The following is a 20,603-nucleotide window of genomic DNA, read 5'->3' as shown; positions in this document are numbered from 1 at the left end:
GGGGGGAACAAGGGGGGACCTTTCGTACACGTGTGGCAGCAGGGGGTGGTGGTCGGGTGTCAGCCCTTGACCGCTCCCGAGGTGAGGCCCTTCATGACCTTCTGGTTGAGGAAGAGATAGATCAGGAGGGTGCCGAACACGTTGATGCAGATGGCGGCGAACAGCGGCCCGTACTGGGTGGCGCCGAAGTCGCCGGTGAAGTTGAGCAGGCCGACCTGGATGGTCCGCAGGTCCTGGTTGTTGGTGAAGGTCAGCGCGATGAGCAGGTCGTTCCAGATGAAGAAGAACTGCACCAGGCCGACCGTCAGCAGGGCGTTGCGGACCAGAGGCACGCTGATGGTCCAGAAGGCGCGCAGGATGCCGGCGCCGTCGATAGTGGCGGCCTCGAACAGTTCACGGGGGACGGTGCGGTAGTACGTGGCCATCATGAAGACGGTCAGTGGCAGTCCGGTCCCGGTGTAGGTGAGGATCAGCGGCCACAGGGTGCCGGACAGCCCGGTCTGGAAGTACACGGTGAACAGCGGCAGAAGGATCATCTGCGGTGGCACCATCATGCCCGCCAGGAAGACCAGCAGAGTGAGGCTGCGCCCCTTCCACACCATGATCTGCAGGGCGAATCCCGCGGCCGTTCCCAGGAACAGCATGAGTGCCAGTGCGGGCAGGACGGCGAGGAGGCTGTTCTGGACGTACAGGCCCAGGTGGCCAGTGGTCCATGCCTCGGAGTAGTTGGCCCACTCCCACGTCGTCGGCAGGCTCCAGGTGGAGTTGTTCAGGTAGTCGTCGTTGGATTTCAGGGATGTCAGGAACATCCAGATCAGCGGGTAGATCTCGACGACCAGCAGCAGGGTGACAACGATCTTCACCCACAGCCGGCGCGGTGGCCGGACCATGCGGACCGGCCCGGCGGTTCCGGAAGGCGTCCGGCGCCTGCGGCCCGCGGAGGTCTTCACAGGTGTGTCGATGGCCATGGCGCTCAGCCCTCCGTGAGGTCGCGCTGTGAGACGCGGTAGACGGCCAGGCTCACCAGGAGACACACCACGGTCAGCAGCAGGGCGATGGTGCTGCCGTAGCCGTAGTCGCTGTAGGTGAACGACGTCTGGAACATGTACAGGGTCAGTGGCGTGGTGCCGCTGCCGGGGCCGCCGTTGGTGAGGGCGACGACGGAGTCGAAGACCTTCAGGGTGCCGTTGATACTGAAGATGAGCGACGACATCAGCACCGGCAGGGACAGCGGCAGCACGACGTGCCGGATCAGCCTCAGCCCCGAGGCTCCGTCCAGTCGCGCCGATTCGAGGACCTCGTCGGGGATGTCGACGAGGCCGGCGAAGAGCAGGACGGCGTAGAAGCCCATGGACCGCCAGATGTCCATGAGGATCAGGACCCAGAACGCGCTTCCCGCGCTGCCGAAGAAGTCGATGGAGTCGAGTCCGACCGCGTTCAGCAGGGAGTTGACCGGCCCTGTCTGCGGGGCGACCTGGAAGAACTTCTGGAAGAGCAGGCCCACCGCGACCGTGGGCAGCACCACCGGGAAGAAGACCAGTGTGCGGATGAGTGCGGAGGACTTCTTGAGGAAGAAGACGTACAGCAGGGCCAGCAGATAGCCGGCGACGACCTGTCCCACCGTCACGACAGCGCCGTACTTGAGGGTGAACCAGAGGGCGTCCCGTGCGGCTTCGTCGGTGAACAGGCGCTGGAAGTTGTCCAGTCCATTGCCGGTGAAGCCGTCGATGGTGTTGCCCTGGGTGAAGGAGTAGCCCAGCGACCACACCATCGGGACGATCATGATCAGGGAGTAGACGAGGAGAGCGGGACCGAGCAGGATCACGATGGCCCTGCGGTCACCGAGGACGCGGTGCATGGGTGGTGTCCACTTCGTTTCCGTTGAAGAGACTGCCGTACGAGACCGGGGGCGGCGCACGCGGAGTACGGAACGTGCGGGAAGGCCGGGTGGGCCGCCCCCGGCGGTCACTTGGCGGTCAGGGCGTCCTGCACGGTCTGCATGAACTTCTGCGGGCTCATGCTGCCGCTGACCAGGGACGCAGCGTTGGTCTGGCTGACCGTGGTGGCCTTCGTGCTGAACAGCGCCTCGAACCACAGCACGTTCTGCTTGGAAGCACCTATGGTCTCCCTGACCTGCGCGGTCACCTCGTTGGCGTCCTCGAACTCCTCATTGACCTTGAACCCGGAGATGGCCCCCTGGCCCTTCAGCACGGTGGCGCCGTAGTTCTTCGCGATGCACGAGGTCCAGTCGCCCGTCTTGCCGTCGAAGGACTTCTTGGCGAGTGTGATGCCCAGGCCGACGTTGGACGGGTACTGGTCGATCGCGCCCTTGCCGCCGGCAACTGCGGGGAAGGACATGAAGCCCACGTTCTCCGCGCCCCCGATCTTGTTCTGCTTGGCATCGGAGATGTTGGTCAGCGCCCAGCTGCCCATGTAGAACATGGCGGCCTTGCCGTTGAGGAACTGGTTGATCGCCGTGTCGTAGTCGATGGAGCCGAGCCCCTTGCCGAAGTAGCCCTTCTCACCCAGGGCGGCCACCTCCTGAGCGGCTTTCACGTACTCAGGATCGGTCAGCTTCGCCTCGCCGTCGGCGACCTTCTGCAGGGCGTCCGGCCCCAGGCTGCGGTAGAGGTACCCGCTGATGAGACGGGTGAGGGGCCAGCCCTGCTGACCGGAAGCGGAGAACGGCTGGATGCCCTTGCCTTCGAGCTTCGCGGACGCGGCCACCAGGGCATCCCACGTCTCGGGCACCTGAAGGCCGTTGTCGGCGAACAGCTTCTTGTTGTAGAAGATGCCCTCGATGTTGTACTCGTACGGCAGGACCGCCAGCTTGCCGTCGTAGAGAGCCTTGACCGTCGAGACGGCGGCGGGCTCGATCTGGTCCAGGACGCCGAGGCCCTTCAGCTCCTTCTCCAGATCGGCGATCTTCCCGGACTTGTTGAGCTGGTTGGTGAGCGCCGGCGCGTTGCCGGCGGCGAACTGCACCGGCAGAGCGTCCTGACCGGCCAGGAGCTGCAGCTTCTGGTCGAGACTCGCCTGCGGAACCGTCTCCACCTTCAGCGGCAGCGCCTTGTTCTCCGCCTTGCAGGCACCCTCGGAGAGGGTGGTCAGCGTCGTCTTGACCGCGGTGTTCTCGGTGACGCTGAGGTAGCTGAAGTCCTTCGGCGTGGACGCGGAACCGGCGCCGCTGCCGCCGCAGGCGGTGGCCAGGAGCGCCAGAGAAGCGGTAACGGCTGTGAACAGGCTCAGGCGTGCACGGTGGGCACGGGACATACGAGAGGACACGGAAGACTCCCGAGAAGTATGGAGAGAAAGGCGAGGGTGCTGAGCGGCACGAAGGGCGACGGATGGGCCCTGCCACGAGGAGATCGTGTAAAACGTTCTCTACTGAGATTGGGCAACACCCTGCACCGCTCAATCCATCTCCGTCAAGACACAAAGAAGTAACACTGCCGTGTTATGACGGGCCACTTGACGGCACACCGGAGACTTGGTGTAGACCGTTACACTCACGACTACGAGATCCGGAGCGCTGACGATGGACCGGGCTGCGACACCCAGACAGAACAAACGTGTGACCATCACCGACGTTGCTCGGCACGCCGGCGTGTCCACCGCCGCCGTCTCCAAAGTGATGCGCAATGCCTACGGCGTGAGCCCGGCCATGCAGGAGAAGGTCAGAGCGGCGATCGCCGAGCTCGGCTACCGCCCGCACGCTGCGGCCCGCGGCATGCGCGGCCGGACGTACACGATCGGCGTGCTGCTGGACAACGTGCGCAACGCGTTCTTCGCCGACATCCTCGACGGCATCCAGGACGAACTCCGCGACAGCGAGTACACCGTGCTGATCGGCGCGGCGGGATTCTCGCCGGAGGAACAGGCCAAGACCATCCGCTCCATGGTCGACCGCCAGATGGACGGCCTGATCCTCATCGCCCCGGGCACCTCGCGCGACGAAGTTCTGGATACCGCCGCGTCCACGCCCACCGTGGTCCTCGGCCATCACGACAGCTCCGACACCCACGATTCCGTCGTCGACGCCGACGACATCGGGGCCGGCCTGGTCGTCGACCGCCTGGTCTCGCTGGGCCATCGCGACATCGCCCTGGTCTCGGCCCCGGGCACCAAGACCAACCGGTGGAAGCGCACACCAGAGATCGTGCTGACCGCCGGATACCTCGAAGCCATGGAACGGCACGGGCTCTCCGAGCACGCGCAGGTGCTGCACGCCGCGTACTCGGACGAAGGCGGGTTCAAGGCGGGCATAACCCTGCTGACGGCCGCGCAACGGCCCACCGCCATCATGACCGGCGCCGATGTCGCCGCGCTGGGCATCTACCGCGCGGCCCACGAACTCGGCCTGAGCATCCCCGAGGACGTCTCCCTGGTGGGCTACAACAACACGGCTCTCGCGGCGTTGGCCACTGTTCAGCTCACCAGCGTCGACCAGGCGGGACACACCATGGGTTCCACCGCCGCCCGCATGCTCATCGAGCGGGTGGAGGGCCGGCGGGACCGGGCCATGCAGACGACCATGACCCCACGCCTGGTGCAACGCGGCAGCACCGCAGCCCCAGGGAGCCGCTGAGCCATGGCCCGGCGGGCGCCCGCCACCGCTCCCACGGCCCCCACGGTGATCCCCGCACCAGGGCCCTGACAAGGCGCAAGGACGGCTCAAGAGGGCGTGGCGGCCCGCAGGACCGGCATCAAGGACGTCGCACGCGAGGCCGGCGTGTCTGTCGGAACCGTCTCGAACGTCCTCAATCACCCGGAGATCGTCGCCGAGTCCACACGCAGGCGCGCTCTCGACGTGATCGGCTCGACCGGTTGCGTACGCGCTGAAGGGCCACGGCAGTTGCAAGGCCTGGCCGCCCGCGTGATCGCCGTCCTCGGGCTGGACTCGGCGGACCCGCATTTCACCGCGCTGACCACCGGCGTCGAGCAGGCCGCGCGCAAGGCGGATGTCGGGGTCATGGTGTGCACCGGCGCCCGTGACCTCGCGGAGGAAGCCCGGCACCTCGCGCTGATCACCTCGCACCAGGTCCGCGGGGCCGTACTGATGTCCGGCGACGGAGTGGGCCGGACGGTGGCCGCGTTCCGCCGGCATGCGGTGTCGTTCGTCATGGCCGACCAGTGCACGCCCCAACCGGCCGCGTGCTCCGTGGGAGTCGATGACGTCGCCGGCGGTCACGCGGCGGTCCGTCACTTGCTTGCGCAAGGACACCGGTCCGTCGTCTGCGTGGGTGGCCCCGAGCGGCTCGCACCTATCCGGGACAGGCGCACGGGTGCGCGCATTGCTGTCAGCCGGTCCGGGTTCCCATCGGTCTCCCTGCATGAACTCTCGTGCCTGGAACTGACGGTGAGCGCGGGCAGGGATGCAGGACAGCGCATCCTCGGCATGCCGGCGCGGCCGACCGCCGCCTTCCGTGCCGACGATCTGCTCGCTCTGGGAGTGATACAGGCGCTGTACGAGGCCGGCCTGAAGGTGCCGGAGGACATCGCCATGGTCGGCTACGGGGACCTCGCGTTCGCCGCGTCCGCCGTCGTGCCGTTGACCACGGTACGGAGGCCTACCGTCGCCATGGGACGACAGGCCGGCCGTCTCCTCATAGAGGACACCGCACACGGCGCCCGTCATGAGCATGCCCGCGTCGTACGACAACCGGAACTGGTCGCGCGCCGGTCCACCTTGTCCGGACCGGCGCGGTGACCTCGGAGGGCAGGGCTACTCAGGAGCATGACGCAGTGCAGTAGTCGGCGTCCGCCGGGCGAGGAGAAGCTGGGCACCGGCGAGCACCATGGTGACCAGGCCGAGTGCTCCGACGGCCGAGCCCAGGCCGCCGAAGGACTCCTTGCCGCCAAGAAGGATCAGCGGGCAGGCGAACTCGCCGAGGAAGAACGCCGAAGTCCACAGACCGGTACCGCGACCCCGGTCGGCGAAATCGAGGCGGGACATGGCCAGTGTCAGCAGGGAGGGCAACAGCAGCCCCGTACCCACACAGTTCACCACGGCACCCACGATCAGCAGGGGCAGGCTGTGGCTCATTCCCATCAGAAGGAATCCTGCGGCGCACAGCAGAAGGACGGCGGGCAGACGGCGTCCTGGGTGGCTCGTGAGCCGGGTGAAGAGCACCGAGCCGAGGACGGTGGCCGCGCTCGCGATCGCGGTGACAGCACCTATGCCTCCGGTGGAGTCGACGCCCAGGTCGTCGAGGAGATACGACATCTCCACAGGGACTGTGTAGAAGACGACGGCGCCGAACACTGTCAGCAGGCAGATCGCGCCCATACGGCGCACCGGGAAGGGCCGCTTGTCCGCCACGGAGGGGGCCGGCTCGCCCTTCACCCCGGCCGGAGGCTGTGGTGTCGGCAGTGCGCGAGCCATGGCGGGGGCCAGCAGCAGCCCAATTCCGTACAGCCAGAACGGCGCCTGCCAGCCGGCCCCTCCAAGGGCCCCACCGATCACGAAGAAGACGGTGGCGGATGCCGACGCGCACATGGTCTGCAGGGCGAGGTAACGGTCGCGGACGCGCCCGGTGTAGTAGTCACCGATCAGCGTCGTACAAGCAGTCATGATCGCCGCCTCAGCCACCCCCACCAGCACGCGGCTGAGGAGAATGCCAGGCAGCGAGTCCACGTACAGCGGGACCGTGCCGAACAACGTGTACAGGAGCGTCGCCACCACCAGGAGGCGCTTGCGGCCGAGACGATCGACGATGACGCCCGCGAAGGGAGCCAGCAGCGCCAACGACAGCGCCGGAATGGTCAGCACCAGAGGAACCAGTGCGGCGCTCCCAGCGACGTCTGCGAAGTGGTCCTGCATGCGAGGCAGGACCGGTGCGAGCAGCACGGCGCCGAGGACGGGCAGGCAACTTCCGGCCATGAGCAGGGCGGCAGGGAGCTTGCCCCGTACGTCCGGGGAAGCGCAGTCATGTGAAGGCGGGGAGGCGGGAGCGGACACGGCGGCACTCCAGAGTGCGAGGCGGGGAGGGGTGTGCGTGGCGCCCGGTCCGTCCGGCGAGGACGTCGGTGCGCGGGCGCGGGGATGTGACACGACTATGCGGTCCCCTTGACGGCCTGCCCAGCCCTGCCACGATCCGATTTTCGGATGCTTTCGATCCATGTCGTGGATACTGCCGACGCAGCCCCCGCGCCACCGCCGCGCTGCAGGCCACCTCCGGCCTCTCCTACGCGTCAGCCATGCGCCTGCCCACCCGGGCGGCCGTTTCACGCAGCCAGATGTGTGCGGCGTCGTGGGTGTGTACGGGGTGCCACCACATGGCCTCCTGTAGGGGCACCGCCTCGTACGGCGGCTCCACCACTCGTACGGCGGCGAGCGGCGCGAGCAGGCGGGCGAGGCGTTCCTGGATCAGCGCGATGCGCCGGGTCCCGGCCACCAGCAGCGGCAGCAGCTGGAAGCTGTCGACGGAGACCTCCACACGCGGCTCGACGCCGAGCATGCCGAGCTGGCGCACGGCCGGGGCGTCGTAGGTGCGCTGGTAGGTGACCCAGGGCAGCCGGGCGAGGTCCTGGCGGGTGATGCGGTCCTCGACGCTCGGGTGGTCGTCCGCGACCAGGAAGACCCAGCTGTCCTGGTAGAGGTCGGTGGCGGGGAAGTCGCTGACGACGCCGTGCGGCATGAGCAGGCCGTCGGTGGTGCTCAGCAGCGTGCCGGTGTCATCGACGACGGAGGTCGGGGGCTGGGTGAAGCGCAGACGGATGCCGGGAGCCTCCTCGTGCATGACGCGGGCGAGTTCGGTGCCGAAGATCGCGACGGCGTAGTCGGAGGCGATCAGCTTGAACTCCCGGGTCTCGACCGCCGGGTCGAAGTCGGCCTGGCTGGCGAACAGGCGCTCCAGGACGTCGTAAGCCGTCGAGGTGCGGTCGAGGAGGACCTGTCCGAGGGCGGTGAGTTCGTAGTGCCCGCCCACCCGCGCGAGCAGGTCGTCGTCGAAGTGGCGGCGCAGCCGGGCCAGGGCGGCGCTCATGGCGGGCTGGCTGAGCCCGATGCGCTGTCCGGCGCGGGTGACGTTGCGCTCCTCCAGGAGCGAACGCAGTGCGACGACGAGGTTGAGGTCCAGACGGGACAGGTTCACAGGTTTTCCCCTTGCGATATGGCGCCGACCAGGGTGAATTAACACGATGGATGGCAGGCATCCATATAATCTATTTCCATGATTGCAGGTGGTGGGTTCAGATTAGTCACATCGCAATCAGGAGGACATGTTCGTGAAACCCGCACCCGCATCCGCGCTCTTCGCCGGACCGTTCGCCCTCGCCACGCTGTCGGCCCCGAACGGACCCGCGTTCCCCGCTCTCGTCACGCCCGACGCCCAGGTGCTCGATCTGCGAGCCGCTCTCGGCGACGACCGACTTGCCGTCCGGAGTCTCCTGGAGAACTGGGAGGCCACCCTCCCTCGCCTGGAAGCACTGGCCGAGGACGGCGGACGGCAGCGAAAGCCGCTGGCGGACTTCGAGGTGCACGCTCCCGTCGAGCCACGTCAGATCTTCCAGTCGGGCGCGAACTACCGCCAGCACGTCATCGACCTGCACGTCGCGCACAAGGCCCCGGATGACGAGCGTTCCGAGGAGGAGCGGCGCGCGGAGGCGGCGGAGATCATGGACCGCCGGGCGGCGGAGGACCTGCCGTACGTGTTCATCGGCCTGCCGAGCTCGATCACCGGCCCGTACGACGACGTGGTGCTCCCCACCTGGGCCGAGAAGCCCGACTGGGAGCTGGAGCTGGCCGCGGTCATCGGCCGGCCCGCTTACCAGGTGTCCGTCGAGGAGGCGCTCGACCACGTCGCCGGCTACACGATCGCCAACGATCTCACCGATCGCTCGACCGTTTTCCGCCGGGACATGCCGCAGATCGGCACGGACTGGCTGCGCAGCAAGAACGCGCCCGGTTTCACCCCGCTCGGCCCCTGGATCGTGCCCGCCACATCTGTGGCCGGCACGGACGACCTGCAGGTGACGCTGAAGCTGAACGGCGAGACCATGCAGGACGAATCCACCAAGGACATGATCTTCGACGTCGCACGCGTGGTGTCGTACGTCTCGCAGACCGCGCGCCTCCTCCCGGGCGATCTCGTCCTGACGGGCAGCCCGGCGGGCAACGGCATGCACTGGGGCCGGCTGCTGCGCGACGGAGACGTCATGGAGGGGACGGTCACCGGGCTCGGCCTCCAGCGCACCCGGTGTGTCGCGGAGGCGTCATGACACTCGACCGCGCGAATCCCGAGGCTTCGATCGCCAAGGCCGCCAAGGCGTTCTCCAACTGGGGGCGTTGGGGTGAGGACGACGTCCTGGGCACCCTGAACTTCCTCGACGAGGCCAAGCGTCGCGAGGGTGCGGCCCTGATCCGGCGGGGTGTCAGCTTCTCGCTCTCCCAGCGCTTCGACATGGACGGCCCGCAGAAGGGCTGGCGCCGGCGCACCAACCCGGTGCACACCATGCTCGACACCGGTACCGACGCCGTCGTCACCGGACAGGGTTTCCCGCACGGGATCGGCGGCGCCGACGACGTCATCGCGATGCCGTTGCAGTGCTCGACCCAGTGGGACGGACTCGGGCACATCTTCGACCATGGCAAGGCCTGGAACGGGCGCCCGGCCGAGAAGGTCGTCACCTCCGAAGGCGACCTGGTCACCGGCATCGAACACATGGCACCCCACGTCGCGGGCCGAGGAGTGTTGCTGGACGTCGGCCGTGCGATCGGTGAGGGCGACGAGTTGCCCGACGGCTTCGCGATCACCACGGAGCACCTGGCCGCGACGGCTGAGGCTCAGGGGGTGGGAGTCGGCCGCGGGGACATCGTCCTGGTGCGCACCGGGCAGCTCGCCCGGACCCGCCGGGACGGCTGGGGCGAGTACGCGGGCGGGCCGGCCCCCGGCCTGTCCTTCACCACGGCCGGCTGGCTGCACGGCACGGAGATCGCCGCGATCGCCACCGACACCTGGGGCTTCGAAGTCCGGCCCAACGAGTTCGACCACGCCTTCCAGCCGTTGCACCAGGTCGCCATACCGAACATCGGGCTCCTCATCGGCGAGATGTGGGACCTCGACGCACTCGCCGAGGACTGCGCGACGGACGGGGTGTACGACTTCTGGCTCACCGCAGCCCCGCTTCCCATCACTGGCGCGGTCGGCAGCCCCGTCAACCCGATTGCCGTCAAGTAACGAACGGAACAAGGGAGTTCCCATGAATAAGGCCCGTAGGGTCCTCGTGATCGGTGGCGGTGCGGCCGGAAACGCCGTGACGGTCCTGCTGCGCCGGACCGGCGTCGGCGTCGACCTGATCGAAGCGAAGGACGACTGGAACGCCACCGCCGGATCCGGCATCACCCTCCAGGGCAACGCCCTGCGCGTGCTGCGCGATCTCGGCGTGTGGGAGCAAGTGGAGGCATCCGGATACGGCTTCGGCTCGGTCGGCATCACCGCCCCCGACGGCACCGTCCTGCACGCACAGGACGACATCCGCAGCGGAGGCGACGACCTCCCTGCCACCGTCGGCATGCAGCGCCCCCAGCTCCAGCAGATCCTCATCGACGCCGTCCGCACGAGCGGAGCCGACGTACGTCTCGGTGTCAGGGCCACCGCCCTGGACCAGGACGGCGACGGAGTCACCGTCCGCTTCACCGACGGCACCGAACGCCGTTACGACCTGGTGATCGCCGCGGACGGCCTCGGTTCCACGACCCGCGCCGCGATCGGCATCACGGCGGAGCCGGAACCGACCGGCATGGCCATCTGGCGCGCCGCGGCCCCGCGTCCGGCTGATCTGACCCGCACCGACCTCGCCTACGGCGGCCCGGCCCACATCGCCGGTTACTGCCCCACCAGCGAGACCACCCTCTACGCGTACGTGGTGGAGGCGAACCGCGACCGCGCCTCGATCCCGGCGGAGTCGTACGCCGACGAGATGCGCCGTCTGGCCTCCGCCTACGGCGGCTTCTGGCCCGAGATCACCGAGACGATCACCGACCCGGCGAAGGTCAACTACACGTGGTTCGACCGCATGCTCGTCGAGGGATCCTGGCACCGCGGCCGGGTCGTCCTCGTCGGCGACGCCGCCCACTGCTGCCCTCCCACCCTGGCGCAGGGAGCCGCTCTGTCCCTCGAGGACGCGCTCGTGCTCGCACAGATGCTGACCGCCACCGACACGTGGGACGACGCACTGTTCCAGGCGTACTACGAGCGCCGGATCGCCCGTGTGCGCCCCGTCGTCGAGGCGTCTGTCCAGATCGGGCAGTGGCAGCTCGACGGAGTGCGCGACGCGGACGTGCCAGGTCTGATGGGCCGCACCATGACCATGCTCCGGGAGCTGCCGTGATCACCCCGACGATCGATGTTCACGCTCACGTCCTGTTGCCCGAGGTCGAGGCGCTGGTCGCCGGCCTGCCCGGCCACGCCGAGGCCAAGCAGCTCGACGCCCGGCGTAACGGCCCCGCCGCCCTCGCCGTCAGCGGCCCCATGGTCGGCGAGCGGATCCCGAAGCTGACCGACGTCGCGGCACGTCTCGCCGCGATGGACGCGCAGGGCGTGGACGTCCAACTGGTGAGTCCCTCACCCTCGCACTACCACTACTGGGCCGACGAGGGCACGGCGGAGAAGGTGTACCGGACCGCCAACGAGGCCACCGCCACACACTGCGCGGCGGCACCGGACCGGCTGCACGGCCTCGGTCTCGTACCCCTCCAGCACCCGGACCACATGGTGTACGCGCTCGACCACGCCCTGGAACAGGGGCTGGCCGGCGTGGAGATCTCCAGCCATACCCCGTGCCGGGAGCTGTCCGACCCGGCGTACACGCCGTTCTGGGCCCGTGCGGAGGAGACGGGCGCGATCCTCTTCCTGCACCCCTTCGGCTGCACGCTCGACGAGCGCCTCGACCAGTGGTACCTCTCCAACACCGTCGGCCAGCCCACCGAGAACGCCGTCGCACTCTCCCACCTCATCTTCTCCGGGGTACTCGACCGGCACCCCGGACTGAAGCTGGTCGCCGCCCACGGCGGCGGCTACCTGCCCACCCACATCGGCCGCTCCGACCACGCCTGGTCCACCCGCTCCGACGCGGGCGGGGGCTGCGCCCACCTGCCCAGCAGCTACCTGAAGCGGATCTACTTCGACTCCCTCGTCCACGACCCGCGCGTGCTGGGCTCGCTGCTGGAGGTCGCGGGGGCGGACCGGGTTCTGCTCGGCTCCGACTTCCCCTTCGACATGGGGTCCGAGGATCCGGTCGGCGCGCTGCGCGCCGCGCGGCTGTCCGCGGCCGACTTCGACGCGGTACGCGGCGGCAACGCCGCCGCCCTGCTGCGACTCGCCTGACCTCAACGAGGAGGAACCCACCATGAGCGCACGCCTGCTCACCCATCTGCGCCACGTCGACCTGGCGGTGCCGGACTACGACAAGCAGCTCGACTTCTACGCCGGAGTCTGGGGCCTGACGAAGGTCTCCGAGGACTCCGGGATCTCCTTCCTGGCCGCCGAGGGCTCCCCCGAGCAGTACGTCGTACGGCTGCGCGAGGCCGAGGAGAAGAGGCTCGACCTCGTCTCCTACGGTGCCGCGAACCCCGGCGACGTGGACACCCTCGCCGAACGACTCCTCGCGGGAGGTGTTCAGTTGATCTCGCAGCCCGGCAGGGTCGACACCCCTGGCGGCGGCTACGGCTTCCGCTTCTTCGACGTCGACGGCCGCACCATCGAGGTCTCCGCCGACGTCGCGGTCCGGCAGCACCGGAAGATCGAGGAGAAGGAGGCCATCCCGGTCAAGCTCTCCCACGTCGTTCTCAACTCCCCCGACCTCAACCGCACCCGCCAGTGGTACGAGCGCCACCTCGGCTTCGCCCTCTCCGACACCCTGAGCTCGCCGCACATGGGCGAGGTGATGCACTTCATGCGCATCTCCAACCAGCACCACTCCATGGCCATCGCGCAGGGCCCGCACACCGCCCTGCACCACGTCTCCTTCGAGATGCGCGGCATCGACGAGTACATGCGCGGCTCCGGCCGGGTCATGCGGGCCGGCTTCCGCAAGATCTGGGGTCCCGGCCGGCACATGGCTGGTGACAACACCTTCACGTACTTCCTCGACCCGCACGGCAACACCGTGGAGTACACGACCGAGCTGGAGAACCTCGACGAGGACACCTGGCACCCCCACGTCTACGACTTCTCCCGGCCCGAGGTCACCGACCAGTGGGGCACCGCCAACGCCATGAACGAGATCGTCGCCAAGGAGTCCTTCAACGACCCCGACCGCGGCGTCTTCATCGCCCCTCCGGTCTAGGAAACCGTCCCCCGTCCCCGGGGGCGTGGCCGTCGTGCCCGCGCCCTGGCTCACCCGAGCCACGCCCCCGGCTCAACCCTTGGTACGGAGCGACACCTGGACCGCAACCTGATGCGCGTCCCCGTTGCCCCCTTCCTCTTTCAGGAGCCGTACATGCGTTTCGCCGCCTACGAACATCAGCACCGCCACCGCGTGGCCGTCGTGGAGGAGGACGGCACCCTCTTCCCGCTGCCCGGTGTCGCCTCACTCACCGCGCTCCTCAAGGACGTCGACGGGCTGCCCGGGCTGCTCGCCGCCGGTGCGGCGGCACAGGACGTACCGGCCGGCCCGCATGTGTCCCAGGTGCGGCTGCTGCCTCCCTTGCAGCCTTCATCCATACGGGACTTCGTGACGTTCGAGGAGCACGTCGAGGGGGTTCGCCGCGCCGTCGACGGCGTCGCGGGCGTTCCCGAGCAGTGGTACGCGGCGCCGACCTTCTATTTCACCAACCCGCACGCCGTCTACGGCCCGCACGACGAGGTCCCGATGCCGCCCGGCTCAGCGGCGCTCGACTTCGAACTGGAGGTGGCCGCGGTGATCGGCCGCGAGGGGCGCGACCTCACCCCCGAACGGGCCCGCGATCACATCGTCGGCTACACCGTCTTCAACGACTGGTCGGCGCGCGACCTGCAGTCCGCGGAGATGAAGGTCGGTCTGGGTCCCTGCAAGGGGAAGGACACCGCCACCACTCTCGGCCCGTATCTGGTCACCGCCGACGAACTGGAACCGTACCGCGACGCGGGCGGCTTCCTGCGCCTCGCACTGACCGCCCAGGTCAACGGGGAGGTGGTCGGCAAGGACCTGCTGTCCAACATGAGCTGGACCTTCGAAGAGATGACCGCCTACGCCTCGCGCGGCACCCGAGTCGTCCCCGGTGACGTCCTGGGCTCCGGAACGTGCGGCAACGGCGGCTGCCTCGCCGAACTGTGGGGCGTGCGGGGCGAGCAGAGCCCTCCCCCGTTGAAGCCCGGCGACACCGTGAGCCTCACCGTCGAGGGCATCGGAACGTTGACCAGCACCGTCGTCCCCGGTGTGGCGCCCGTCGCGCTCCCGGCAGGCCGGCGCCGCAGCCGGGAGCGGCCGTGACCGAGGTGCCTCCCAAGAGGCTTCTGGGCAAGGTCGTCGTTGTCACCGGCGCGGCACGCGGCCAGGGTGCCGCAGAGGCCGCGGCCCTCGCCCGCGAAGGCGCCCACGTCGTCGCCACCGACATCGAGTCCACGCGCACGTGCCGCCGCCTCGACGTCAGCAGTGAGAACGACTGGGCCGAGTTGGCCGCCGAACTGCGCGAGACGTACGGCCAGGTGCACGGCCTGGTGAACAACGCGGGCATCACTTGGCGCGCCAGGATCGGCGATGCCCGGCCCGAGGACATGGCCCGCGTCCACTCCGTCAACGTCACCGGGCCGCTGCTCGGCATCCAGCACCTGACGCCGCTCATGCCCGCCGGCTCCTCCGTCGTCAACGTCGGCTCGTCGGCAGCCCTCACCGCCCACTACCCGGTCGCCTACACGACCAGCAAGTGGGCACTGAGGGGCCTTTCGAAGACCGCGGCACTGGAGCTCGGCCCGCGCGGCATCAGAGTCAACACCATCCACCCCGGCTACATCGAGACCGAGATGACCGCATCGGCCGCCCCCGCCTTCCGGGAGGCCAACATCCGCGAGACGCCGCTCGGGCGCACCGGAACCGTCGACGAGGTCGCCCCGCTGGTCGTCTTCCTGCTGTCCGACGACTCCTCGTTCATCAGCGGTGCCGAGATCGCCGTGGACGGCGGCATGACCGCGCACGGCGGCGTCAAGTCCGTCTCCGACGCACTGCTGCCGCAGAACAGCGCATGACGCCGCCTCCTGCTCGGCGCCTCACCGAAAGGAAGTCCACCATGGACAAGGTGCATGGCAGCGCCGCCGAAGCAGTCGCCGACCTGCCGCACGGCGCCTCACTCGCCGTCGGCGGCTTCGGTCTCTCCGGCATCCCAACCGTCCTCATCGACGCCCTCCATGCGCAGGGCGCGACCGGTCTGGAGGTCGTCTCCAACAACTGCGGTACGGACGGCCGCGGTCTCGGCGTGCTACTGGCCGCCGGTCGCATCGCCCGCGTCACCGGCTCCTACGTCGGGGAGAACAAGGAGTTCGCCCGTCAGTACCTCTCCGGCGAACTGGAGGTGGAGCTCGCCCCTCAGGGCACTCTCGCCGAACGGCTGCGCGCCGGCGGGGCGGGCATCCCCGCCTTCTACACCCCGGCCGGCGTCGGCACCCAGGTGGCCCAGGGAGGATTGCCGTGGCGGAACGCGCCCGACGGGGCGGTAGCGGTCGCCTCCCCGCCCAAGGAGACCCGGCAGTTCCACGGACGCCCCTACGTCCTGGAGCACGGCATCACCACCGACTTCGCCCTCGTACGGGCCTGGCGCGGCGACCGGCACGGCAACCTCGTCTTCCGCCGAGCGGTCGCGAACTTCAACCCGCTCGCCGCGATGGCCGGCCGCATCACCGTCGCCGAGGTCGAACAGCTCGTGGAACCCGGCGAGCTGAGCCCCGACAAGGTCCATCTGCCAGGCATCTACGTACAGCGCGTGGTGGAGCTGACCCCGGCCGAGGCCGCCGACAAACACATCGAGAAAGGACTGTTCGCGCATGAGCGCCATGGGCTGGAACCGCGACCAGATGGCCGCTCGCGCCGCCGCCGAACTCACCGACGGTTCCTACGTCAATCTGGGCATCGGCCTCCCCACCCTCATCCCCGGCCATCTCCCACCCGGGGTGCACGTCGTGCTGCACTCCGAGAACGGCATCCTCGGCACCGGCCCCTACCCCACCGAGGGAGAGGTCGACCCCGACCTGATCAACGCCGGCAAGGAGACGGTCACCGTCGGGCCCGGGGCATCCTTCTTCGACTCGGCACTGTCCTTCGGGATGATCCGCGGCGGCCACATCGACACCGCCGTCCTCGGCGCCATGCAGGTATCGGCCCAGGGAGATCTCGCGAACTGGATGATCCCCGGAAAAATGGTCAAGGGCATGGGCGGTGCCATGGACCTCGTCCATGGCGCACGCCGTGTCATCGTCCTCATGGACCACACCGCCAAGGACGGCACACCGAAAATCCTGCCGGAATGCACCCTGCCGCTCACCGGCCAGAGCTGCGTCCACCGGATCATCACCGACCTCGGCGTCCTCGACGTCACCGGCGAAGGGCTCGCCCTCGCAGAAACCGCTCCGGGTGTGACAGTCGAGGACATCACCGCGCGCACCGGTGCCCCTCTGCGCCTCGTCAGCAGCGCTGCCGTCTGCTGACGAGGCGCAGGATCGACACACCGAACAGCGACTCGCGGTCTGCGAGCCACCTGCCCCGTCCACCCATTGACATGAGGGAAACACCATCGCAATATAATCAGTACACCAATGATTGGTGTACTGATTAAATGCGCTGATCCTCCCCGCGGTGTCCGCCGCTTCTTCCGTGCCAGGAGGCCATATGTCCATCACCCCAGAACCTCTCCGTATCGCCGTGGTCGGTGGCGGCATCGGTGGGCTGGCCGCGGCGTTGGCGGTCGCCCGTTCCGGACACCGTGTCACCCTCCTCGAACGATCAGCCCAGTTCGGCGAGATCGGGGCCGGCCTGCAGCTCGCCCCGAACGCTTCCCTCGCCCTCGAACGACTCGGCGTCCTCCCGGCCGTCCAGCGCACGGCTGTCGCCCCGCCCCGGCTCGTCATGATGGACGCTCTCACCGGCGACCAGATCACCTCACTGGATCTGCGCAGTGCGGCTTACACCGAGCGCTTCACCCACCCCTACCTCGTCACCCACCGCACCGATCTCCACGCCGCGCTGCTGGCCGCCTGCCAGGAGCACCCCTCGGTCACCCTGCTCACCGGTCACACCGTCGAACGCATCGACCAGGACGAATCAGGGGCACGGCTCCACTTCGCCGAGGCCCAGGCAGTACTCGCGGCGGACGCGGTCGTGGCCGCGGACGGCCTGCACTCCCGCCTGCGCCAGAACCTGGTGGGCGACGGAAAGCCGGTCTGTTCCCGCTACGTGGCCTTCCGCGGAGCCCTGCCCACGGAGAAGATGACCGGCCGCATGTCGCAGCACGCCGCGTCGGAAGCCGTGATGGTGTGGGCCGGACCGCGCATGCACCTGGTGCAGTACCCCGTACGCCGTGGAGAGCTCTACAACCAGGTCGCCGTCTTCGAAAGCGACCATTACACGCCGGACTCCGATGACTGGGGCACCGAGGCCGAACTCGAAGAACGCTTCGCCGGAACCTGCCTGACCGTCCGCGACGCGCTCCCCCTCATCTCGCGCGACCGGCGCTGGCCCCTCTACGACAGGCTGCCCATCGACAACTGGGTACACGGCCGGATCGCCCTCCTCGGCGATGCCGCCCACCCGATGCTCCAGTACCTCGCCCAAGGCGCCTGCCAGGCCCTGGAGGACGCAGTGGCTCTGGGAGAGAGCCTCGGCCAGTTCGGCGACCCCGCGGACGCCTTCACCGCATTCGCCGCGCGACGCACGGAACGGGCGGCACGTATCCAGACCAACGCCCGCCGCTTCGGGGAAATCTGCCACCTGGAAGGCATGGGAGCCACCTTCCGCAACCATCTCCTCGCATCCCGCAGGCCCGACGACTTCGACGACATCGCGTGGGTGTGGACCCCGGTCGCTGCCACCCCTCCCACCACGTGAGTCCGATCCCGAAGGAGGACACCATGACGACCGGTGAATCCGTTTACAAGGCCGTGGAGTCGGCGGGCGCCGCACCACTGTGGCGCTTCTACGGCAACCTGTTCCCCGCCCAGCCGAAGAGCCGCGCCGTCCCCCACCTCTGGAGCTGGCCAGAACTGCGCCCGCACCTGCTGCACTTCTCCGAGACACTGTCGCTGGATGAGGCGGAACGTCGCGTACTCATGCTGGTGAACCCCGGCCTGACCGATCCCCCCGCCACCGTCAACACCCTGTACGCAGGACTCCAGATCATCCTGCCCGGCGAGACCGCCCAGGCCCACCGTCACACCTCCAACGCCTTCCGCTTCATCCTGGAGGGCAGCGGCGCCTGGACGACGGTCAACGGCGAGCGTGTTTTCATGTCCCCGGGCGACCTGCTGCTCACCCCCGGGTGGCACTGGCACGACCACACTCATGAGGGCGACGCGCCGATGATCTGGCTCGACGCGCTGGACTACCCACTGGTCAACGCTCTGGAAGCCGGCTTCTACGAGAAGTACCCGCAGCGCCTCCAGCCCGTGACCCGCCCGGACGACGCCGGCAGCAGGCAGTTCCTGCACGGCCGGCTCAACCCGGTCTGGCTCACCCAGGACGGGCCCAACTCCCCCGTGACGCGCTACACCTGGGAGGAGACCCTGCATGCCCTGGACAGCGTCGCCGACACCGCCGAGGGAAGCGACGTCGACGGCATCGTCCTGGAGTACACCAACCCGTGGACCGGCGGCCCGGTCATGCCTACGATCGGCTGCCGCGTCCAGCGGCTGCGACCGGGCTTCCAGGGAGCCGGCCGCCGGCACACCGCCTCCACCATCTTCAGCGTGGTCCGCGGCGAGGGCACGACGATCGTGGACGGCCAGCGGCTGGAGTGGTCGAAGAACGACACCTTCGCCGTGCCCGGCTGGGCCTCCTACCGGCACCTCAACAACGCGGCCTCCCACGACGCCGTCCTGTTCTCCTACAGCGACGAGCCGGTCATGCGCTCCCTCGGCCTGTACCGCACGGAGGACGCCGACCCCGGCGCCTGATCCGCCACTCACCCGACACCTCACAAGGAGGCCCTGATGCGTCTGGCCCTGTTCAACAAGGGGCGACTCGGCGTCGTCGACGGCGACAAGCTCGTCGACGTGACCGACCAGCTCGCCGGCTCCGGCACACCCGGCCCCGCCGGAGCCCTGCACCACTTCATCGAGACCACGGCCCGTGGCGGAGCTGCTCAACTCGACCTCACCGGTCTCCCGGGCGTTCCACTCACCGAGGCGACCCTGGAAGCACCGCTGCCCCGCCCCGGAAAGATCGTCGGCGCGCCGGTCAACTACCTCGACCACAAGGCGGAGATGGAGTACACCACCTCCATCGCCGACCTCGGTGTCTTCCTCAAGGCCAACTCGTCCGTCATCGGACCGGGCCAGGACATCCTCCTGCCGTACACGGACAAGCGCACCGACCAGGAAGGCGAACTCGGCGTCGTCATCGGCCGCACCGCCACCCACGTCAGCGCCGACGAAGCCCTGGACCACGTCTTCGGCTACACCTGCGTGCTGGACATCACCGTCCGCTCCGGCGAGGACCGCTCCACCCGCAAGTCGTTCGACACCTTCACCCCCCTGGGACCGTGGGTCGTCACCGCCGACGAGATCCCCGACCCCGACACCCTCGATCTGCGCTGCGACGTCGGCGGCGAGACGCGGCAGCGGACCAACACCGCCGACCTGATCTTCGGTGTCCGTGAACTGATCGCCTACACGTCCTCCGTCATGACCCTCCACCCCGGCGACGTCATCGCGACCGGCACACCGGCCGGCGTGGGACCGCTCAGCCACGGCGACAGGATCGTCCTGGACATCGAGCGCGTCGGCCGTCTCGAAGTGGGCGTCGACGGGGACCGGGCCGTGCCCTACGAGCAGCGCCCCGGAGCCCGGCTCCGCTGACAGCACCGCGGCGGTGAGGTGGTCCCGGGCGCTCGTAGACTCCCAGGGGCCACCATTTCCCTGACCGGCACCACCTCACATCTGGACGAACGGAGCATCGTGACGCGTGGACTGGAGCTGAGCAACTACGTCGGACATCTCATCCGGCGCGCGGAACAGGTCCACACCGCCCTGTGGGTCCAGCACGTGTCCCGCGACATCACCTCGCAGCAGTTCGCCGTCCTCAACGCGCTGCGCCAAGAGCCGGGCATCGACCAGCGCACCCTCGCCCACCACGCGTCCCTGGACCGCTCCACGATCAGCCAGATGGTCCGGCGCCTGACTCACCAGGGCTATCTGAGCCAGGTACGGGACGAAGAAGACCGCAGGCGGACACTCCTGTGCCTCACGGATGAGGGAACTGCGCTCCTCGACTCCCTCATCCCTGCGGCGAAACGCATCAACGACCAGCTCCTGGAATCACTGTCCGACGACGAGCGGATCGTGGCCACCGACATTTTCCGCAAGATCGCGTCCTTGGACCACGAGCCGCTCGGCGGCGCTCACTGAACCTGTTTGATCCTGCGCTGGAGGGTGAAACAGGTTTACTGCGTGTTCCAGATGTCGGCCTTGCCTGCTTCG

The 20,603-nt window shown here is 68.6% G+C and carries 19 protein-coding genes and 1 pseudogene; 15 read left to right on the top strand and 5 right to left on the bottom strand.

Annotated elements, in window-relative coordinates:
- Window positions 1-59 precede the first annotated feature (59 nt).
- From ACGFZA_RS20730 to ACGFZA_RS20720, 3 genes are all read right to left on the bottom strand, one after another.
- The gene (locus ACGFZA_RS20730; RefSeq protein WP_393680891.1) at window positions 60-968 is read right to left on the bottom strand and encodes a carbohydrate ABC transporter permease; all 909 of its coding nucleotides are present in this window, start codon (window positions 966-968) and stop codon (window positions 60-62) included.
- Between the two features lie 5 nt (window positions 969-973).
- Window positions 974-1,858 carry a carbohydrate ABC transporter permease gene (locus tag ACGFZA_RS20725; RefSeq protein WP_393680889.1) on the bottom strand — a complete coding sequence of 295 codons (885 nt, stop codon included), beginning with the start codon at window positions 1,856-1,858 and terminating at the stop codon, window positions 974-976.
- 107 nt (window positions 1,859-1,965) lie between these two features.
- The gene (locus ACGFZA_RS20720) at window positions 1,966-3,285 is read right to left on the bottom strand and encodes an ABC transporter substrate-binding protein (protein ID WP_393680887.1); all 1,320 of its coding nucleotides are present in this window, start codon (window positions 3,283-3,285) and stop codon (window positions 1,966-1,968) included.
- Window positions 3,286-3,574: 289 nt separating this feature from the next.
- Between ACGFZA_RS20720 and ACGFZA_RS20715 the strand changes: the two genes are divergently transcribed.
- Window positions 3,575-4,588 carry a LacI family DNA-binding transcriptional regulator gene (locus tag ACGFZA_RS20715; RefSeq protein WP_393680885.1) on the top strand — a complete coding sequence of 338 codons (1,014 nt, stop codon included), beginning with the start codon at window positions 3,575-3,577 and terminating at the stop codon, window positions 4,586-4,588.
- A gap of 96 nt (window positions 4,589-4,684) precedes the next feature.
- Window positions 4,685-5,710: a LacI family DNA-binding transcriptional regulator gene (locus ACGFZA_RS20710; RefSeq protein WP_393680883.1), complete on the top strand. Its 1,026-nt coding sequence runs from the start codon at window positions 4,685-4,687 to the stop codon at window positions 5,708-5,710.
- A gap of 15 nt (window positions 5,711-5,725) precedes the next feature.
- On the opposite strand, the gene ACGFZA_RS20705 is transcribed toward ACGFZA_RS20710, so the two are convergent.
- Both ACGFZA_RS20705 and ACGFZA_RS20700 read right to left on the bottom strand, forming a co-directional pair.
- Window positions 5,726-6,961: an MFS transporter gene (locus ACGFZA_RS20705; protein WP_393680881.1), complete on the bottom strand. Its 1,236-nt coding sequence runs from the start codon at window positions 6,959-6,961 to the stop codon at window positions 5,726-5,728.
- Between the two features lie 226 nt (window positions 6,962-7,187).
- Window positions 7,188-8,096: a LysR family transcriptional regulator gene (locus ACGFZA_RS20700; protein ID WP_393680879.1), complete on the bottom strand. Its 909-nt coding sequence runs from the start codon at window positions 8,094-8,096 to the stop codon at window positions 7,188-7,190.
- Between the two features lie 127 nt (window positions 8,097-8,223).
- On the opposite strand from ACGFZA_RS20700, the gene ACGFZA_RS20695 reads away from it, so the two are divergent.
- From ACGFZA_RS20695 to ACGFZA_RS20635, 13 genes and pseudogenes are all read left to right on the top strand, one after another.
- A complete protein-coding gene (locus tag ACGFZA_RS20695; RefSeq protein ID WP_393680877.1) occupies window positions 8,224-9,222 on the top strand; it encodes a fumarylacetoacetate hydrolase family protein in 999 nt (332 codons plus the stop codon).
- Window positions 9,219-10,181 carry a cyclase family protein gene (locus tag ACGFZA_RS20690; RefSeq protein WP_393680875.1) on the top strand — a complete coding sequence of 321 codons (963 nt, stop codon included), beginning with the start codon at window positions 9,219-9,221 and terminating at the stop codon, window positions 10,179-10,181. Before ACGFZA_RS20695 ends, ACGFZA_RS20690 begins: the two co-directional genes overlap by 4 nt.
- A 22-nt stretch (window positions 10,182-10,203) precedes the next feature.
- Entirely contained in the window at window positions 10,204-11,334 is a 1,131-nt protein-coding gene (locus ACGFZA_RS20685) for an FAD-dependent oxidoreductase (protein ID WP_393680873.1), read from the top strand.
- Window positions 11,331-12,329 (top strand): amidohydrolase family protein, encoded by a 999-nt coding sequence (locus ACGFZA_RS20680; protein WP_393680871.1) that lies wholly within the window; start codon window positions 11,331-11,333, stop codon window positions 12,327-12,329. Before ACGFZA_RS20685 ends, ACGFZA_RS20680 begins: the two co-directional genes overlap by 4 nt.
- Before the next feature lie 22 nt (window positions 12,330-12,351).
- Window positions 12,352-13,290 (top strand): VOC family protein, encoded by a 939-nt coding sequence (locus ACGFZA_RS20675; RefSeq protein WP_393680869.1) that lies wholly within the window; start codon window positions 12,352-12,354, stop codon window positions 13,288-13,290.
- A 153-nt stretch (window positions 13,291-13,443) separates the two neighbouring features.
- Window positions 13,444-14,415 (top strand): fumarylacetoacetate hydrolase family protein, encoded by a 972-nt coding sequence (locus tag ACGFZA_RS20670; RefSeq protein ID WP_393680867.1) that lies wholly within the window; start codon window positions 13,444-13,446, stop codon window positions 14,413-14,415.
- Between the two features lie 5 nt (window positions 14,416-14,420).
- Window positions 14,421-15,167: an SDR family NAD(P)-dependent oxidoreductase gene (locus ACGFZA_RS20665; RefSeq protein ID WP_393681347.1), complete on the top strand. Its 747-nt coding sequence runs from the start codon at window positions 14,421-14,423 to the stop codon at window positions 15,165-15,167.
- Window positions 15,168-15,208: 41 nt separating this feature from the next.
- Window positions 15,209-15,946, top strand: a pseudogene (locus ACGFZA_RS20660) (CoA transferase subunit A); the annotation flags it as partial.
- Window positions 15,947-15,968: 22 nt separating this feature from the next.
- A complete protein-coding gene (locus tag ACGFZA_RS20655) occupies window positions 15,969-16,619 on the top strand; it encodes a CoA transferase subunit B (protein WP_393681345.1) in 651 nt (216 codons plus the stop codon).
- Window positions 16,620-16,800: 181 nt separating this feature from the next.
- Window positions 16,801-18,015 (top strand): FAD-dependent monooxygenase, encoded by a 1,215-nt coding sequence (locus ACGFZA_RS20650; protein WP_393680865.1) that lies wholly within the window; start codon window positions 16,801-16,803, stop codon window positions 18,013-18,015.
- A 23-nt stretch (window positions 18,016-18,038) separates the two neighbouring features.
- Window positions 18,039-19,079 carry a cupin domain-containing protein gene (locus tag ACGFZA_RS20645; RefSeq protein WP_393680863.1) on the top strand — a complete coding sequence of 347 codons (1,041 nt, stop codon included), beginning with the start codon at window positions 18,039-18,041 and terminating at the stop codon, window positions 19,077-19,079.
- A 36-nt stretch (window positions 19,080-19,115) separates the two neighbouring features.
- Window positions 19,116-19,982, top strand: coding sequence for a fumarylacetoacetate hydrolase family protein (locus tag ACGFZA_RS20640; protein WP_393680861.1), 867 nt, complete (start codon window positions 19,116-19,118; stop codon window positions 19,980-19,982).
- A gap of 99 nt (window positions 19,983-20,081) precedes the next feature.
- The gene (locus tag ACGFZA_RS20635; protein WP_393680859.1) at window positions 20,082-20,531 is read left to right on the top strand and encodes a MarR family winged helix-turn-helix transcriptional regulator; all 450 of its coding nucleotides are present in this window, start codon (window positions 20,082-20,084) and stop codon (window positions 20,529-20,531) included.
- Window positions 20,532-20,603: the final 72 nt, after the last annotated feature.

Origin of the sequence: Streptomyces sp. NPDC048211, from assembly GCF_043202315.1 — a bacterium.
In the GTDB taxonomy this organism is placed as follows: Bacteria; Actinomycetota; Actinomycetes; order Streptomycetales; family Streptomycetaceae; genus Streptomyces.
The sequence above is the reverse complement of the archived record's forward strand: the minus strand, read 5'-3'. Positions and strand labels throughout refer to the sequence as shown.

Coding starts and splice junctions, on each gene's coding strand:
- ACGFZA_RS20730 (WP_393680891.1), bottom strand. CDS start 968: ATGGCCATCGACACACCTGTGAAGACCTCCGCGGGCCGCAGGCGCCGG.
- ACGFZA_RS20725 (WP_393680889.1), bottom strand. CDS start 1,858: ATGCACCGCGTCCTCGGTGACCGCAGGGCCATCGTGATCCTGCTCGGT.
- ACGFZA_RS20695 (WP_393680877.1), top strand. CDS start 8,224: ATGTTCGTGAAACCCGCACCCGCATCCGCGCTCTTCGCCGGACCGTTC.
- ACGFZA_RS20690 (WP_393680875.1), top strand. CDS start 9,219: ATGACACTCGACCGCGCGAATCCCGAGGCTTCGATCGCCAAGGCCGCC.
- ACGFZA_RS20685 (WP_393680873.1), top strand. CDS start 10,204: ATGAATAAGGCCCGTAGGGTCCTCGTGATCGGTGGCGGTGCGGCCGGA.
- ACGFZA_RS20675 (WP_393680869.1), top strand. CDS start 12,352: ATGAGCGCACGCCTGCTCACCCATCTGCGCCACGTCGACCTGGCGGTG.
- ACGFZA_RS20670 (WP_393680867.1), top strand. CDS start 13,444: ATGCGTTTCGCCGCCTACGAACATCAGCACCGCCACCGCGTGGCCGTC.
- ACGFZA_RS20655 (WP_393681345.1), top strand. CDS start 15,969: ATGGGCTGGAACCGCGACCAGATGGCCGCTCGCGCCGCCGCCGAACTC.
- ACGFZA_RS20650 (WP_393680865.1), top strand. CDS start 16,801: ATGTCCATCACCCCAGAACCTCTCCGTATCGCCGTGGTCGGTGGCGGC.
- ACGFZA_RS20645 (WP_393680863.1), top strand. CDS start 18,039: ATGACGACCGGTGAATCCGTTTACAAGGCCGTGGAGTCGGCGGGCGCC.
- ACGFZA_RS20640 (WP_393680861.1), top strand. CDS start 19,116: ATGCGTCTGGCCCTGTTCAACAAGGGGCGACTCGGCGTCGTCGACGGC.